The following is a 15,297-nucleotide window of genomic DNA, read 5'->3' on the forward strand; positions in this document are numbered from 1 at the left end:
GTTGGTCGTTCGGTGGTTATGGCGAAGGGGAAACACCCGGTCCCATCCCGAACCCGGAAGTTAAGCCCTTCAGCGCCGATGGTACTGCACGGGAGACTGTGTGGGAGAGTAGGACACCGCCGGACACATATTAGAAAGGCCCCGCCTCACGGCGGGGCCTTTCTCATTTCCGTAGGTTCTCGGGAGCGGCTTCGGGGCCGTACTCCAGGCGCTTCCGGATCTTCCAGAAGAAGCGGCGGACCCGTCCCCATGGCGGTGGTTCGACGCCGGTTCTTGCCCACTCGTGCCATCTGGTGAAGAGCTCGACCGTCATGCGGTCGAAGCGCGTTCCGGTGCCGATCTCTTTGGCCCAGTCGATCTTTTCGCCGTCACCGAAAGCCCGCAGAATGTCCTTCGGCCACGGCTCTTCGGGACATTCTCTGGGGCGAAGTCTGATCAGCCTCATCGCACTACCTCCCTGTATCACTCAGCGTAGCGCCGAGTGCGATGAGGGTCATCGAAATGACGACGATGACCAGCGCTGTCCGCAATGCGAGGCGTCTGCGTGAGATTTCGGGAGCGAGCCTGTCCTCGTAGACCGTCTTGACCAGGATGAGGTAACGAGTCGTCTCGGCAGACTCCCTGACCAGATAACGGCGCAGCCGCATAAGGTTCATCATGCGCCGGCGCGGCCAGGGAAAGAAGGCACAGAGAGCCGTTACGGCGGCGGCCACCGCCGTAACGCGACTGCTGAGACGAGTAACCGGTCGTCTTGACGGGTGAGCGTCACCAGGAGGCCGGCGAAGGCGAGAGTAGCCGCGCCTTGGTGTCGATGCGCTCGGAGGTCTTGTCTTGGATGTCCAGGCCTCGCTGTGCCTCATCGTGGACCACAGCTAGCGATGGGTCGTCCTTGTGAGTCGTGGACACAATGCTGACGCAGTCGAATTCGCGGGACCAGGACTTGCCCGTTCTGTGGATAACGCATTTGACATCTTGCTCCGGCGTCGGATTGATCCGGAGCTGTGGCATTCGCCCAATTGATAGCCGTGTGGGCATTCGGGCAATTGAGCCCTGCTGGCGGCTGGTCCCATCTGTCCATGCGCACCCACCCGGGCCGGCGTTAGGAAGAGTCATGCGCAATCCGAGGCAGTTGTCGCAGCTTGAGCACGCCGTGATCCTCAAATGGCTCAAGCGGCTCTGGTGGCGCCTGCTCGCTGCGGCTCGCCCGTGCCAGACCGGATGGCTGGCCTGTAGCTCGCGCACCGGATCAATATCTTCTGCGTTGCTGTGGGCCATGCAGGCCTAGATGGCCAGCCATGTTGTGGTTCAGGCCCGCTCGAAGGTGAGGTTGAAGTCCTTCCGCCAGGTCTTGCCCTGGGCTTTGATTGCACCGCGCCGGTGGGGGCGGTGCGCACCCCTTGCCGGGGCCCATGCGGGCCGCCTGCATCGTCTACGGAGCCCGGACTGGCCGCTGCTCACAGCGGATGGCTTGGTGCTTGCGCGCTTCCGACGCTGCCGCTGGGTGCCGCAGGCTTTCCTCGTGGTTCGGTCACGGCCTTGCGGTGGCGTTGATGTCCTCCGGGGAGGGGCACGCCCTCATCGACGTTCGCCGTTCTGATGAGCCTGGAGCCGGCCGCCACCACTCTCGCGTTGACCGACGCGCTTCGCTGGTGATCACTGCGAGCAGCGGCGTGGCGCGGACGCGGCCCTTCCTGTCTCGTCAGCGCTCCAGGTTGGGGGTATGGCAGGTGCGGGTCGCGCTGATGGGGTTGCAGCGGGCGGTCAGCCAGCCGGGGAGCTGGGCCACGTAGTCGCTGCCGTGCCGGGCGGCCATGCCGGGGACGGGGAAGTCGGTGCTGACGATCTGCGCTCCGCTCGCCAGGGCGTCGCGGAGGCGGGTGGTGTTGCCACTTCTGGCCTCGGTGAACGGGACGTCGCTGCGGGTACGGACGAGGTAGCCGCGGCGGACGAGGTCCTGGATGGCGGTCTTCCCGGCGCCTGCAGGCTCGTTCTGCTTGATGAACGCGGCGTCGGGGCGGCCCGGGACGGCGTTCGTGAAGATGACGCGGTTTTCGAGGTTCGGGTGGCCCGTGAGATACGGGGTCTGGATGTCGGCCCCGCCGTTGTCCATCAGGAAGACGAACTTGCCCCGCGACTCCTTGAGCGTCGGCCAGCCGTGCTTCAGGACCGACTGCTCCAGGGTGAGGTCCCTGCGGCGCACGTCATCGGGCTTGATGATCTTCCGGTCGCCGACGGCCGCGCGGATCTCGGTGTCGAGCTTGTCCATCAGGGGCGCGTCCCAGCGGGGGCTGCGGGGGCCGCCGAGCTTCTCGTACGCGGGGTCGGTGGACTTGAACTCCAGGAGCACCGGGATCGGCACGTGCCCGGGGTTGGCGTCCGACCAGGCGCGGGCCTGGCGCAGACACCGGGTCAACGTCGAGCAGGACGTCCCGTAGTCGTGGTCCGCCCAGTGCAGGACCTTGAAGCCGGGCTTGGCGAGGTCAGGGTCCGGGTTGGCGCCGAGTCCGGCCTCTTTCCGTACGATCGGTGTTCTGTAGAGCCCGCCTTCCGGGTCCGGGAAGATGTCCAGCTCGATCGATCGCACACGTTGCGCCTCGAACTGGATCGGCAACGACGAGTGCGAGTAGGTCAGGTTCCACCAGTTCGCGTCGCGCTTGGCCTGGGCGGCCTTCTCGGCGTCGGTGAGTTCGCGGTGGTAGCTGTTGTGCGTGGCGATCACCTGGATCTGGTTGATGCGCACTGCGTCGCGGCCGGCGGCCTGGGCGGCAGGCTGTGCGGATGCGACGGCGGTGACGCCGGCCAGCAGGGCGGTGACGGCCAGGGTCAGGCGGCGGGGTCTGGTCGGCACGGTGTTCTCCTTACGAGGGGATTGAACGTGCCGAGCCTCGACCCGGAGCATGATCACTTCATGAAAGATCGGATCGTTCGCCGTGAACGGTGGGGGAACGTGGCGCGGTCGAGCGGGCCTGTTGAAGGAGCCGCAGCAGCTCCGCGTGCGGTCCGATGACGTACGCGCCGTCACCCGGCCGGAAACTCGCGCCGGGGGGTGCCGGGAGCTCCAGGCCGCCGCCGTTCCGGTCGAGTGCGAGGATGTGAGTTGCCACCTCGTCCACGCTCGTTCCGTCGAGCCCGCTGCCTGCGGTGACGGTGAAGCGTCCGGCCATCAGAGGCCGGCCCTCGGCGGTGAAGGTGCCCAGGACGTCCAGCCCCAGGGCGGCGCCCACGAACCATGGTGCTGCCAGCTCTGCCGTTGAGCGCACGTAGGTGAAGCCGAACCGGTGGGAGAGGGTCTGGGCCAGCGTGCGGTCGAAGACCCGGGGTACGACGGGGACCTGGTGCCAGCGTTCGCCAAGGACGTCCCGGAGGGCCAGCGCCGTCTCGATGTTGACCATGTCGTCGCTCGTCAGCACCGCCACCGCTGCGGCTCGTGAGATCCCTGCGGCGGCGAGCGTGGCCGGGACCGTGGCGTCACCGAAGATGACCGGGACGTCGAGCGCACGGGCATGGTCGAGGAACGTGCTCTCGTCGTCGCGTTCGATCACGACGACCCGCCGCCCCCGGGCGTGCAGCGCGTTCATCGCCGCGACGCCGACCGTGCCGAGGCCCGCGATGACCACATGACCGGACATGCGTGCGGCACGGCGCCGTCCCGAGGAACGTTCGAGCCGGCGGCTGATGAGCAGGTCGGTCAGGTACGCGAGGAGCACGGCGGTGTTGGTGACGCCCAGGATCATCAGCATGGTCGCGTAGATCCGCAGCCAGGTCGGCTGGTTCGCGAACGAGAAGTCGCCGAAGCCCACCGTGGCGATGGTCTCGATGCTGAAGTAGAGCCCGTCCAGCAGGCTCATGCCCGGCTCGACGTACCCGTGCCAGAGCACCACCGTCGACATGGCCACGAGCAGGCACAACGAGGTCAGGGCGCGGCGCAGTCCCGGTCCGGCCTCGTCTGACACCCAGCGGATCCGCTCCCGCAGAGACCCGCGCCGGATCGGTTTCGCCTCCGCCGCGTCGTCGACGTCCACGCCGTGCGCGGCGAGCTCCTTGCGCACGCCCACGAGGGTGACCCGATCACCCAGTTCGACCTCGCGCTCAGGGGGAGGGCTGGTCAGCACCTCGTCGTCGCCCTTGGCGATCGCGAGCGGGATGACGTGCTCGCCATAGAGATCCTTGAGCTTCCCAGGACGCCGCGCACGGGTCTCGGCGACGAGGAACTCGGTGCCGCCGAGCTCAAGCTCGTGCGTGGTGTCGCGCAGGCACGCCTCGGCGACCGACGGCGCCGACAACGCCGCGACGTCGAGCACGGCTCCGGGGCCCTCGTCCTCACCGAGCGCGCGGCCGACGGCGGCGTTGCGGATGTGCGCGACCACGCGCAGGTCCGGGCGGAGTTCCCGGGCCATCAAGGCGATCTCCAGGTTCCGCAGGTCGGTGCGTTCGACGCAGATCACCGCCAGCGCCCCGGCCACCCCCGCCTCGCGCAGGGTCTCGGCCGGGGCGGCCTTCCCGGTGAGATGGGGGATCCCCCAGCCGATCACGAGCCGCGCGAGGCCCGCGTCGTCCTCGTCGTCCACGACGACGACGCGTTCCCTGGCCTCGCGCAGTTGCTCCACGATGCGCAGACCCAGGCCGCGCAATCCCCACACGATCACGTGCCCGGACCAGTCTTCGTACATCCCGCCTGACATGCGCCGAAGAATACGGAGTCATCGGCCCCTCAGGTCCCGGTCATCCACGATGCGGCCATTCCGGAATGGTTACGCGTAGGGATTGGGGGTCGCGAGGCTCATCTGGCCCAGTTGGATCACGTCGTCTTCGTCGTACTCGGCTGGGAGATCGAGGTCCAGGGCTCGGAAGAGTGCCCGGATTTCATCGGTGGTGGGTTCCTCGCTGAGGGGCATGTCGCGGACGCGGTGCAGGGGGAGTCGGCGGGCCTGCTGGAGGCTGACGTGCAGTTCCGACTCCCAGCAGTCGTACGTCGGCGTCCCGCAGTCGATGATCGTGGCGGGGAACTCCGGCCCGCGCTGGGTGATGATCAGGCAGCTCTCGGTCAGCTCGTAGCGCAGGAGCGAGAACGTGGACGAGAGCCGGACGTCGATGTCGAGCAGTTCGTAGCGCTGCTGGTGCCAGCATGCCGCCAGCACGGTCGCGTACAGCTCGCGCCGGGTGCCGTCCATCGTCCAGGAACGTTCGGCGCTGTCGGGGCTCGTCGCCAGGCGCTGGTGGAGCGCGACGAACCGGTTGCACAACGCCTCGTCGGCGGGATCGAGGATCTCCAGCCGGAACGTGAGCGAACGGCGGGCGCGCCGGGACCGTTCGACGCATTCGGGCAGCGTGACGGCCCGGACGTACGTGCCGGTCGACCCCTTGAAGAACCAGCGGGCGGCGCCCTTGCGCGCCTGCGCCAGTGCCTCGCTGCACTCGTCGCCGGTGACCTCGCGCAGCACCGCGCTCCGCTCCAGCCGCGCGAGCCGCTCGTTGGCGCGTTCGACGGACGTCAGCACGGCGGCGCCACGCTCGTCGCCCCGCTGCCGGTCGCGGAGCAGCACGATCGCCACGACGGCGAGGGTCGCGACGGTCGCGTTCGCGACGACCTTGCTGGAGGCCACACCGATGACGTCGAGGCCGAGGATCACGATGGCCAGGGTGAGCGCGACGAGAACGTCGACGTACCGGAAGAGCCACTCGAACGCCCGTTTGATACGCAACCGTAAGCCTCCGGGGGTGAGCCTTGGGTGATCCCGATCTTACGGTCCGGGAAGCCTTACGGGCGGGGGGTTTCGAGCTCGTTCAGGCAGGCGGCTGCGGCCACGATCTGGTCCTCGTTGAAGACCCGGATGCCCGCGCGCTCCAGCAGTGCGGTCGTGACGCCGTGGCCCGGGACGGACGTTCCGGTGAAGTTGCCGTCGTAGACACGCAGGCTTCCGCAGGACGGGCTGCCCTCCTTGAGGATGGCGATCCGCGCGTCGGCGTCCTGTGCGGCCTCCAGCGCCAGGCGTGCGCCGCGTACGAAGGCCTCGGTCACGTCGTCGCCCCGGTCGGTGCGCACCGCGGCGGTGCCGTCGAGGACCGCCGCGCCGTCGCCCGCGCCGTCGCCGCCGACGATCTCCGCGGGCGGGCGCGGCACGGGCAGGCCGCCGGACACCTCCGGGCAGAACGAGACCAGGCGGCCCTCGGCCCGCCAGCGCTCGACGAACTCGTCGTCCACGCGCTTGGCGGCGCCGTCGTAGCGCACCGGCCGGCCCAGCAGACAGGCGCTCACCAGGATCTTTTCCACATCTTTAGCCTATGTCCGGCCTGATGAGGCGGCGGAGGCGGGAGTTCAGGAATGTGCCTTGCGTCTCACTGGGCGCTGGCGAATAGTTGAAGAATCCCGTCACGCAGGGAGTCCGGCAATGGTCCTGCTCCGCCGTCCGCTCCCGGAGGCGCCGCCGCGGCCGCGTCCCCGGGGCTCCGTCCTGGTGTCCTGGCTCACCACCACCGACCACAAGGTGATCGGATACCTGTATCTGATCACGTCGTTCGTGTTCTTCCTGCTGGCCGGCTTGATGGCCATGGTCATCCGGGCCGAGCTCGGCGAGCCGGGCACGCAGCTGGTGAGCAACGAGCAGTTCAACCAGATGTTCACCATCCACGGCACGGTGATGTTGCTGCTGTTCGCGACGCCGCTGTTCGTCGGGTTCGCGAACGTGATCATGCCGCTGCAGATCGGGTCGCCGGACGTGGCGTTCCCGCGGCTCAACATGTTCAGCTACTGGTTGTTCCTGCTCGGCGGGCTGATCGTCTTCTCCTCGTTCATCGCGCCGGGCGGGGCGGCCGCGTTCGGCTGGACCGCGTACGCGCCGCTGACGAGCGACATCCGGTCGCCGGGCGTGGGCGCGGATCTGTGGATCATGGGGCTGTCGCTGTCCGGCTTCGGCACGATCCTGGGCGGGGTCAACTTCATCACCACGATCATCGGCATGCGGGCCCCGGGCATGACGATGTTCCGGATGCCGATCTTCACCTGGAACATCCTGCTGACCAGCCTGCTGGTGCTGATGGCGTTCCCGATCCTGGCGGCGGCGCTGCTGGTGCTGGAGTCGGACCGGCGGCTCGGCTCGCATGTGTTCGACCCAGCCGTCGGCGGCGCGCTCACATGGCAGCACCTGTTCTGGTTCTTCGGCCATCCCGAGGTCTACATCATCGCGTTGCCGTTCTTCGGCATCATCACCGAGGTCATCCCGGTCTTCAGCCGCAAGCCGCTGTTCGGCTACTTCGGGATGGTCGGCGCGACGATCCTCATCGCCGGGCTGTCGATGGCGGTCTGGGCGCACCACATGTTCACGACCGGGCAGGTCCTGCTGCCGTTCTTCTCGTTCATGACGTTCCTCATCGCCGTGCCCACGGGGGTGAAGTTCTTCAACTGGGTCGGAACGATGTGGCGGGGGAAACTGAGCTTCGAGACGCCGATGTTGTTCTCGGTCGGCTTCCTCGTCACGTTCCTCTTCGGCGGCCTGACCGGGATCATCCTCGCCTCACCGCCGCTGGACTTCCACCTGCAGGACTCCTACTTCGTGGTCGCCCACTTCCATTACGTGGTCTTCGGCACGGTCGTGTTCGCGATGTTCGCGGGCTTCTACTTCTGGTGGCCCAAGATGACCGGGAAGATGCTGAACGAACCCCTGGGCAAGATCCATTTCTGGTTCCTGTTCATCGGGTTCCACACCACGTTCTTCGTCCAGCATCTCCTCGGCGCGCAGGGCATGCCACGGCGGTACGCCGACTACGCCGAGGAGTTCGTCGTGCTCAACCGGGTCTCCACCGCCGGCGCGTTCATCCTCGGGGTGTCGACCCTGTTCTTCATCTACAACGTCTACCGGACCGCGCGGCACGGCGTCCGGGTCGATGCCGAGGACCCGTGGGGATTCGGGAACTCGCTGGAGTGGGCGACGTCCTGCCCGCCTCCGCGCCACAACTTCACGTCGATTCCCCGGATCCGTTCGGAAAGGCCGGCGTTCGACCTGCACTACCCGAGGCTTCCGGCAGAGCAGCCAAAGCACATCTCCGAGCCTGGCGGGTAGACGTCCGGCCCGAATGGGTATGCGGTGACCTAGAGTGGTCACGTCGTCACGTTCGCGACTTGTCGATCACACTGCGTAATAACTTGACCGCATGGTGGAATCGGAGGGTCCAGTCCGTCGTGACTGGGCCGAATGGCATGAGGCCTATGACGATCCCGGCTCGCCGCTGTCGCGGCGGCTGCTGACCGTGCAGGAGCGCATCCGGGACGTGCTCGACGAGGCGCCGCCTGGCCCGATCATCGCCGTGAGTTCATGCGCGGGTCAGGGCCGGGACCTGCTCGGCGTCCTCGCAGGTCATCCGCGCAGCGCCGACGTCGCCGCCCGGCTGGTCGAGCTGGACGAGCACAACGTCCGGGTGGCGCGGGCCGCGATCGAGGAGGCCGGGTTGGCCAACGTCGAGGCCGTGGCCGGCGACGCGTCGCGCACCGACGCCTTCGCCGGAGCTGTCCCGGCCGACCTGGTCCTGGTCTGTGGCGTGTTCGGCAACCTCGCCGACGCCGACATCGAAAGGACCATCTCCTTGCTCCCGCAACTGTGCGCGGAGGGTGCGCATGTGGTGTGGACACGCAACCGCCGGCCGCCTGACGTGACACCCCATATCCATCGGTGGTTCGAGAAACACGGCTTCGAGAAACGGTGGTCGTCCCCGCCTCTGGAACGCGGCTACGGGGTCGGGGTGCATCGCTACAGGGGTGAGCCCGCGCCGCTGGAACGCGGGGTGAGGCTGTTCACCTTCGTCGGATATGACGCCCTCCGGAAGGGAGCGCCCTGGCCGAGGTGACGGCGGGCGGGTCACGTGTTCCCGCCGCGTGGCCCGTTCCGAACCCCAGGGGGTAAGGCAACCCCACGGCACCGTCGGGCGCCGTGGGGTGCCGGGTCAGGACTTGCCGCGGATGCGGTTGACGGCGAACGCGGAGACCTTCACGGCTCCGCCCGGGCTGAGGCGCACGGCGCGCCAGGCGGCGCGGCCGTGGGCCGGGGCCACGATGAGGGCCTGGTTCCTGCGGACGCCGCGCATGATGTCGCGGGCCAGCTTCTCGGCGGTATAGAGGCGGGGCGCGGCCTTCTTGATGTCGTCCTTGGCGTCGCCGCTCAGCGATGTCTCCGGCAGGTCCGGGTTGACGTTGGTGAGCAGCGGAGTGTCGACGAAGCTCGGGCAGACCACGCTGACCTTGACGCCGCGGCCGGCGGCTTCGGCGCGCAGTCCGAGGGAGAGGCCCACGACGGCGTGCTTGGTGGCGGTGTAGGGGATGCCCAGCGGCATCGGCACCAGGCCCGCGAGCGACGCGGTGTTGACGATGTGGCCGGCCCCCTGCTCCAGCATGATCGGGTACGCGGCGTGCACGCCGTGCACGACGCCCCTGAGGTTGATGTCGATGGCGCGGTTCCAGTGGTCGATGGTGAGTTCCTCGGCCGCGCCGCCGATGGAGATCCCGGCGTTGTTGAAGACCAGGTCGAGCCGGCCGTGCTCGGCCTTCACGCCCTTGTAGAGGTCGGCGACGGCCTCGACGTCGGTGACGTCGAGGGCGGCGGGGATCGCGCGGCCCTGGTTCAGGGTGCCGAGCTTGTCGGCGACCTTCTCCGCGCCGGCCACGTTGAGGTCGGCGACGATCACGGTGTCGCCACGGTTCACCAGGGACGTGGCGATCGCTCGCCCGATGCCGGAGGCGCCTCCGGTCACGATCGCAATGCTCATAGGGGTGGCTCCGCTCGAAGCTGGGGTGTCCCACTGGAAGGAGGATCCGGGCCGAGACGAAAAGGGAGTGCGCCCCGGCCCGGAGCATGGGGAGATCCGTTCGTACTTAATTGGATCATGTGTTAATAAGGTCGACAGTTTACTCGCCGGTAGCGTTGTGGTGTTGTACGTGAGTGATGGTTTTCATCACCCGTCTTAGCAGTTCAGCGCGAAAGTCGGCCGGACTAAGAGGTCGGCTGGACTAGGCGGCCTTTGCCGGCTTGCCGGCGGACTTCGCGGCGGCGCCGCGCACCTGGGGCGTGTCCCAGATGCGCATGGCCTTCCAGATCTGCTTGTTGCGCCGGTTGATCAGGCCGAGCTCGGCCATCAGGTCGCGGATCTTGCCGACCGAGGCGGTGATCTCGGCACGGGCGGCCGGGTTCTTGTACGCCTCGCGCACGACGTCCTTGGGGATGCCGAAGTGGCGGACCATCGGGCCGGGCGGAGAGAGCATGATCCGCGCCATCACGCCGAGGATGATCGGGGTGACCACGCCGAGGATCCGCCGCCGGATGGGGTTCATGCCCGGCACCCGGTGCTTGAGGTAGTGCCGGGCGAACGAGATGTGCCGGGCCTCCTCCGCGATGTGGATCTTCATGATCGTCTCTTCGAGCGGGTGCTTGATGTGCCCGCCCTTGAGCGACTTGCGCTGCACGTAGTCGATCGGGTCCTCGCCGCCGAGCACGAACACGAAGAACAGCTCGGTGTTGACCAGCGGGATCCACGGTGCCACCTGGGCGACCGCGCTGAGCGCCCGCGGCATGCCCTTGATCGGCATCCCGGTGCGGTTGACGAACTCCTGGAACATCATCCCGTGGTGACATTCCTCGGTCGTCTCGTGGTAGACGTACCGGAACTCCGGCCGCCCGTTCGGCAGCCGGTAGGCGTAGTTGAGCAGGCCGCGTTTGAGCAGGTTCTCGAACTGAAGGCCGATCTTCATGGCGGTGGCGACGCGCCACAGCCCGATCTGCGACTGGATCTCCGGCGGCTGCGATGTGTACCACTCGGTCTCGCCCAGCCGGTCGAACGGGGGCAGCACCCAGCGCGGGTCGTTCTTGTCCACCTGGAACTCGGGGTCGTCCCAGGGGATGTCGGCATAGGCCTCCCAGTGCTTGTCCACTGAGGCCTTGTTGAGACGGTCGATGACGCCGAGGTAGGACTTCTTGTCCTTGACCTGCTCGCGCACTTCCTCGGCGAGCTCTGCGGGGGCTTGCGTCATGTCGGGCGCTCCCTCTGGGGTGATGCGGCGGCGGTGACGCCGGGATCGGGGATGATCAGGCGGGCGACGCTCTTGATCTGGGCCAGTACGGCGGCCTGGTGCCCGTCGCTGTCGTCGTCGAGCGCGTTCTGCACCGACAGGCCGACGAGCAGCGCGAAGATGCCGCGCAGGATGGTCGGCACGAAGTCCGCGGGAAGGTTCGTGCTCGGGAACAGCCGCTCGAAGGTCTCCAGGATGACCTCGAGAATGCGCTCGTTGAGGTCGCGGCAGAGCGGGCGGAGCTCCTCGTCGGTGCGGGCGGCGACCGCCAGCTCCAGCAGGGCCTTGGCCGGACGGCCGCGGAAGACCTCCCAGAGCAGGTCGAGCGCGCCCTCGACGTTGCGCCGCTCGGGCGGCAGGATCGCGAACGCGGTCTCGTACGCCAGCCGCTGCGCCTCCAGCATGTGTTCGAGCGCGGCGGCGACCAGCACCATCTTGGTGGGGTAGTGGTGCTGCTGGGCGCCCCGCGAGACTCCCGCCCGGCGGGCGACCTCGGTCGTGGAGGTGCCGGACCAGCCGAGGTCGACCAGGCACTCCATCGTGGCTTCGAGCAGGCGGGCCTGCGTGCGCGACCGCCGTTCCTCCTGGGTCCGGCGGCTGCCGCCCTCGTTGTGCCTGCGCGAATGGCGTCGGCGGTTGCTTACTGACACAGCTACGACGGTACGAGCGCAACATACAAGCAAGCAAGCCTGCTTGTATGTTGCGCCCATCACAATTGGACACTGAGTCAATGAGTCTCCGGAGTCCAGAAGTCCCGTATTTCCAGCGTCCCGCCGGGCCTCTACCCCCGTGGGAGTAGGGGCCCGGCGGCACGTGCTCCGTTTGGCGCAGTGGTGATGCCTCTCCTCACCCGACGACGCCTCGGGAACCCTGCGGCGACGATCCTCCGCATGGGAAATGCAGCAGAAGCCATGCGAAACGCAGCAGAGGCAAGGCGTGCCTTGCCCACGACCGGCACGGTGACAGCGGGCGGCGCCCGTACGGCCGGGCTGACCAAGGTGTACGGCTCGGGTGACACGGCCGTACGCGCACTCGACGGGGTCAGCGTGGAGTTCCCGCGCGGCCGGTTCACCGCCATCATGGGGCCCTCCGGTGCCGGCAAGTCCACGCTCATGCACTGCGTCGCCGGGCTCGACTCCGCGACGTCGGGGCAGGTCTTCGTGGGCGACGAGGAGCTCGGCGCGCTCTCCGACCGGCAGCTGACGAAGCTGCGGCGGGAACGGATCGGGTTCGTGTTCCAGGCGTTCAACCTCATCCCGACGCTCACCGCACGGGAGAACATCCTGCTCCCGATGACGCTCGCGGGCACCAAGCCGGACGAGGAGTGGCTCGGGTCGATCGTGGCGGTGCTGGGGCTCGGCGACCGGCTCGGGCACCGCCCGTCGGAGCTGTCGGGCGGCCAGCAGCAGCGGGTCGCGCTGGCGCGGGCACTGGTCACCCGGCCGCAGATCATCTTCGCGGACGAGCCCACCGGCAACCTCGACTCCCGGTCGGGTGCGGAGGTGCTGAGGCTGCTGCGGGAAGCCGTGGACGAGTTGCGGCAGACCGTCGCCATGGTCACCCATGACCCGGTCGCGGCGGCCTGCGCCGACGCCGTGATCTTCTTGGCGGACGGGCAGGTCGTCGACATCATGACCGGCCCGACCCCCGCCCGCGTCCTGGACCGCATCGGTGAACTCGGAGGCACGTCATGACCGGGCTGGTGGTCAAGGAGCTCTGGGGTCACCGGCGGAGGCTGGCCGGCTCGCTGGTGGCGGTGTTCCTCGGGGTGGCGTTCCTGACCGGGACGCTGGTGCTGGGCGACACGCTGGCCAAGAGCATCGACCGGTTCTTCGCCAACGCGTACGCGGGCACCGACGTCACCGTCCGCAACGCGACCACCGTCACCGAGATGCCGGGCCAGCTGCGCGGCGAGATCGACGGCTCGGCGGTGGATCGGGTACGGGGGATCGCGGGTGTGGCGGTGGCCGAACCGGTCGTGCAGGGCTCGGGCCAGCCGCTGACCGTGGACGGAAAGATCATCGAGTCCCAGGGGCCCCGTGTCGCGGGGAACTGGATCACTGATCCCGAGCTCAACCCCTACCGGATCGTCGAGGGACGCGCACCGCGGACCCCCGACGAGGTCGTGATCAACCGGGCCACCGCCGACCGGGGCAAGCTGAAGGTCGGGGACCGGACCATGGTGCTCACTCCACAGCGGGTGCCGGTGACCCTGGTCGGAATCACCAAGTTCGGCGAGGACGACGGCTTCGGCGACACGTCGTTCACGGCGTTCACCCTGGAAGGCATGCGCAAGCACGTGACCCGGGGCGACGACACAGTGACCGCCGTGACGATCCGGGCCGCGTCGGGCGTCTCGCAGGACACGCTCGCCGGGCGCATCCGGCCCGTGTTGCCGCCGGGCGCCGAGGCCGTCACGGGCGACGAGCTGGCGGCGCAGGACCGTGACCGGGTCGACCAGTTCCTCGGGATCTTCCGGGCCGGGCTCGCGGCGTTCGGCGGCGTCGCGCTGCTGGTGGCCGCGTTCAGCATCCACAACACGCTCGCCATCACGGTCGCCCAGCGCACCCGCGAGTCGGCGCTGCTGCGCGCGGTCGGCGCGTCCCGCCGGCAGATCCTCACGCTGGTCACCGCGGAGGCGCTGGCGATCGGCGCGATCGCGACGGTGGCCGGGCTGGCGGGCGGTGTCGGCTGCGCGGCGCTCCTGAAGCTGCTCTTCGCGGGCTTCGGCATGGGGCTGGTCGCGCAGGGCCTGGTGATCAGCCTCGGCACGGTGCTGATCGCGGCGCCGGTCGGCATGGTCGTCACGCTGCTGTCGGCCCTGGGTCCGGCGCTGCGCGCCGCGAAGGTGCCGCCGCTGGCGGCGTTGCGCGAGGTCGCGACGGAACGGCCCGGCCCGTCGGATTCGCGGATCATCATCGGGTCGGTGCTGGCGGCGGTCGCGGTGGGCGGTGTCGTCTGGGGCGCGCTGACCGAGTCGATGGCCATGGCGGGTGCGGGCGCGGTGATGTGCCTGATCGTGATGGTCGTGCTCGGTCCCGTGGTCGCGCGGCCCGCCGCCACGGTCGCCGGTGCGCCCGCGGCTCGCTGGCGCGGCGTGCCGGGCGTGCTCGCCCGTGACAACGCCACGCGCAGCCCGCGCCGCACCGCCGGCGCGGCGACCGCGCTCATGGTCGGGGTCGGCGTCGTCACGCTGATGACGGTCTTCGCCGGGTCGCTGCGCGCGTCGGTCGAGGACGGCGTGGCCGGGTCGTTCCACGGTGCGCTCGTGGTGAACGCCGGGTCGAACGACCAGGGTGGTTTCAGCCCGCGGGTGGCCGACGAGGTCGCGCGGCTGCCGCAGGTGGAGAACGCGGCGGGGCTCGGGCAGGGCGCCGTGCGTGTCGGCAGCGACAACGCCGACGTGCGGATCGCTGACCCGGCACGCCTCGGCAAGGTACTGGCACTGGACGTGGCAGCCGGAAGTCTCGCGGCCGCCGACACCTTCGCGGTGTCACAGGACGAGGCTGACGATCATCAGTGGAGGATCGGCTCGCCTGTCCCGGTGACGTTCGCCGACGGCTCCAAGCAGACGTTCACGATCGGCGCGATCTTCCGGAACGACGACGTCGCGGGCGATTACCTGATGCCGCGCACGGCATGGAGTGCGCACAACCGCCAGGCGCTCGACCGTGTCACGTTCATCGATCTCAAGCCCGGGGCCTCGGCGGCCGACGCGCAAAAGGCCATCGAGGCGCTGGTCAAGCCGTACGGCACGCCCAAGGCGCAGGACCGGGACGCCTACGTCGCAAGCCAGTCCGAGGATATGAACGCATTCCTCGGCATCGTGTACGCGATGCTGGCGCTGGCGATCATCATCGCGCTGCTGGGCATCGCCAACACCCTGGCGCTGTCGGTCCACGAACGGACCCGTGAGCTCGGCCTGCTGCGCGCGGTCGGCGCGACCCGTGCCCAGGTGCGCTCGATGGTGCGCTGGGAGTCGGTGATCGTCGCCCTCTTCGGCACCGCCGGCGGCATCGGCCTGGGGGTCTTCCTCGGCTGGGCGCTCACCCGGGCGCTGGGCAATCCGTTCGCCGCCGAGACCCTGCCCCTGTCGATCATCGCCCTGGTGGGCGCCCTGGCCGGGATCCTGGCGGCCATCCGGCCGGCCCGCCGCGCCTCACGGCTGGCCGCCCTCACCGCCATCGCGGCGCCGTGAGGACCGGTCCACCGACCGTCTCCTATCGACCCGTCTCCATCGACCGTCC

General features: G+C 68.8%; 13 protein-coding genes and 1 rRNA gene. 5 read left to right on the forward strand and 9 right to left on the reverse strand.

From position 1 onward, the window contains the following. The first annotated feature begins 8 nt into the window (after positions 1 to 8). Positions 9 to 125: ribosomal RNA gene (gene rrf, locus ACH34W_RS23515) — 5S ribosomal RNA — on the forward strand. A gap of 38 nt (positions 126 to 163) precedes the next feature. Here the strand turns inward: rrf and ACH34W_RS23520 are convergent. The 6 genes from ACH34W_RS23520 to ACH34W_RS23545 all read right to left on the reverse strand — a co-directional run bounded on the left by ACH34W_RS23520 (position 164) and on the right by ACH34W_RS23545 (position 6,271). Further along, positions 164 to 445 (reverse strand): hypothetical protein, encoded by a 282-nt coding sequence (locus tag ACH34W_RS23520; RefSeq protein WP_395963143.1) that lies wholly within the window; start codon positions 443 to 445, stop codon positions 164 to 166. A 4-nt stretch (positions 446 to 449) separates the two neighbouring features. After that, positions 450 to 713, reverse strand: a complete 264-nt coding sequence (locus ACH34W_RS23525) for a hypothetical protein (protein WP_395963145.1) — start codon at positions 711 to 713, stop codon at positions 450 to 452. 986 nt (positions 714 to 1,699) lie between these two features. After that, positions 1,700 to 2,848 (reverse strand): phosphatidylinositol-specific phospholipase C1-like protein, encoded by a 1,149-nt coding sequence (locus ACH34W_RS23530; RefSeq protein WP_395963146.1) that lies wholly within the window; start codon positions 2,846 to 2,848, stop codon positions 1,700 to 1,702. Between the two features lie 58 nt (positions 2,849 to 2,906). After that, on the reverse strand, positions 2,907 to 4,682 hold the full coding sequence (locus tag ACH34W_RS23535) for an NAD-binding protein (protein WP_395963147.1): 1,776 nt from the start codon (positions 4,680 to 4,682) through the stop codon (positions 2,907 to 2,909). A gap of 69 nt (positions 4,683 to 4,751) precedes the next feature. Then, positions 4,752 to 5,702 (reverse strand): hypothetical protein, encoded by a 951-nt coding sequence (locus tag ACH34W_RS23540; RefSeq protein ID WP_395963148.1) that lies wholly within the window; start codon positions 5,700 to 5,702, stop codon positions 4,752 to 4,754. Between the two features lie 56 nt (positions 5,703 to 5,758). Then, on the reverse strand, positions 5,759 to 6,271 hold the full coding sequence (locus ACH34W_RS23545) for a DUF523 domain-containing protein (protein ID WP_395963149.1): 513 nt from the start codon (positions 6,269 to 6,271) through the stop codon (positions 5,759 to 5,761). A 118-nt stretch (positions 6,272 to 6,389) separates the two neighbouring features. Between ACH34W_RS23545 and ctaD the strand changes: the two genes are divergently transcribed. After that, positions 6,390 to 8,057, forward strand: a complete 1,668-nt coding sequence (gene ctaD / locus ACH34W_RS23550) for a cytochrome c oxidase subunit I (protein WP_395963150.1) — start codon at positions 6,390 to 6,392, stop codon at positions 8,055 to 8,057. Between the two features lie 91 nt (positions 8,058 to 8,148). Then, on the forward strand, positions 8,149 to 8,838 hold the full coding sequence (locus ACH34W_RS23555) for an SAM-dependent methyltransferase (protein ID WP_395963151.1): 690 nt from the start codon (positions 8,149 to 8,151) through the stop codon (positions 8,836 to 8,838). A 96-nt stretch (positions 8,839 to 8,934) separates the two neighbouring features. Here ACH34W_RS23555 and ACH34W_RS23560 read toward each other — a convergent pair whose 3' ends face one another. From ACH34W_RS23560 to ACH34W_RS23570, 3 genes are all read right to left on the reverse strand, one after another. After that, a complete protein-coding gene (locus tag ACH34W_RS23560) occupies positions 8,935 to 9,753 on the reverse strand; it encodes an SDR family NAD(P)-dependent oxidoreductase (RefSeq protein WP_395963152.1) in 819 nt (272 codons plus the stop codon). Positions 9,754 to 9,994: 241 nt separating this feature from the next. Then, the gene (locus ACH34W_RS23565; protein ID WP_395963153.1) at positions 9,995 to 11,011 is read right to left on the reverse strand and encodes a diiron oxygenase; all 1,017 of its coding nucleotides are present in this window, start codon (positions 11,009 to 11,011) and stop codon (positions 9,995 to 9,997) included. Beyond that, positions 11,008 to 11,700 (reverse strand): TetR/AcrR family transcriptional regulator, encoded by a 693-nt coding sequence (locus ACH34W_RS23570; RefSeq protein ID WP_395963155.1) that lies wholly within the window; start codon positions 11,698 to 11,700, stop codon positions 11,008 to 11,010. Before ACH34W_RS23570 ends, ACH34W_RS23565 begins: the two co-directional genes overlap by 4 nt. A 261-nt stretch (positions 11,701 to 11,961) precedes the next feature. Between ACH34W_RS23570 and ACH34W_RS23575 the strand changes: the two genes are divergently transcribed. Continuing rightward, the gene (locus ACH34W_RS23575) at positions 11,962 to 12,744 is read left to right on the forward strand and encodes an ABC transporter ATP-binding protein (RefSeq protein WP_395963156.1); all 783 of its coding nucleotides are present in this window, start codon (positions 11,962 to 11,964) and stop codon (positions 12,742 to 12,744) included. Continuing rightward, positions 12,741 to 15,248: an ABC transporter permease gene (locus tag ACH34W_RS23580; protein WP_395963157.1), complete on the forward strand. Its 2,508-nt coding sequence runs from the start codon at positions 12,741 to 12,743 to the stop codon at positions 15,246 to 15,248. The genes ACH34W_RS23575 and ACH34W_RS23580 overlap by 4 nt, the downstream gene beginning before the upstream one ends. The last annotated feature ends 49 nt before the right edge of the window (positions 15,249 to 15,297 follow it).

The organism is Actinomadura sp. 6N118 (assembly GCF_044326415.1).
Classification (GTDB): domain Bacteria; phylum Actinomycetota; class Actinomycetes; order Streptosporangiales; family Streptosporangiaceae; genus Spirillospora.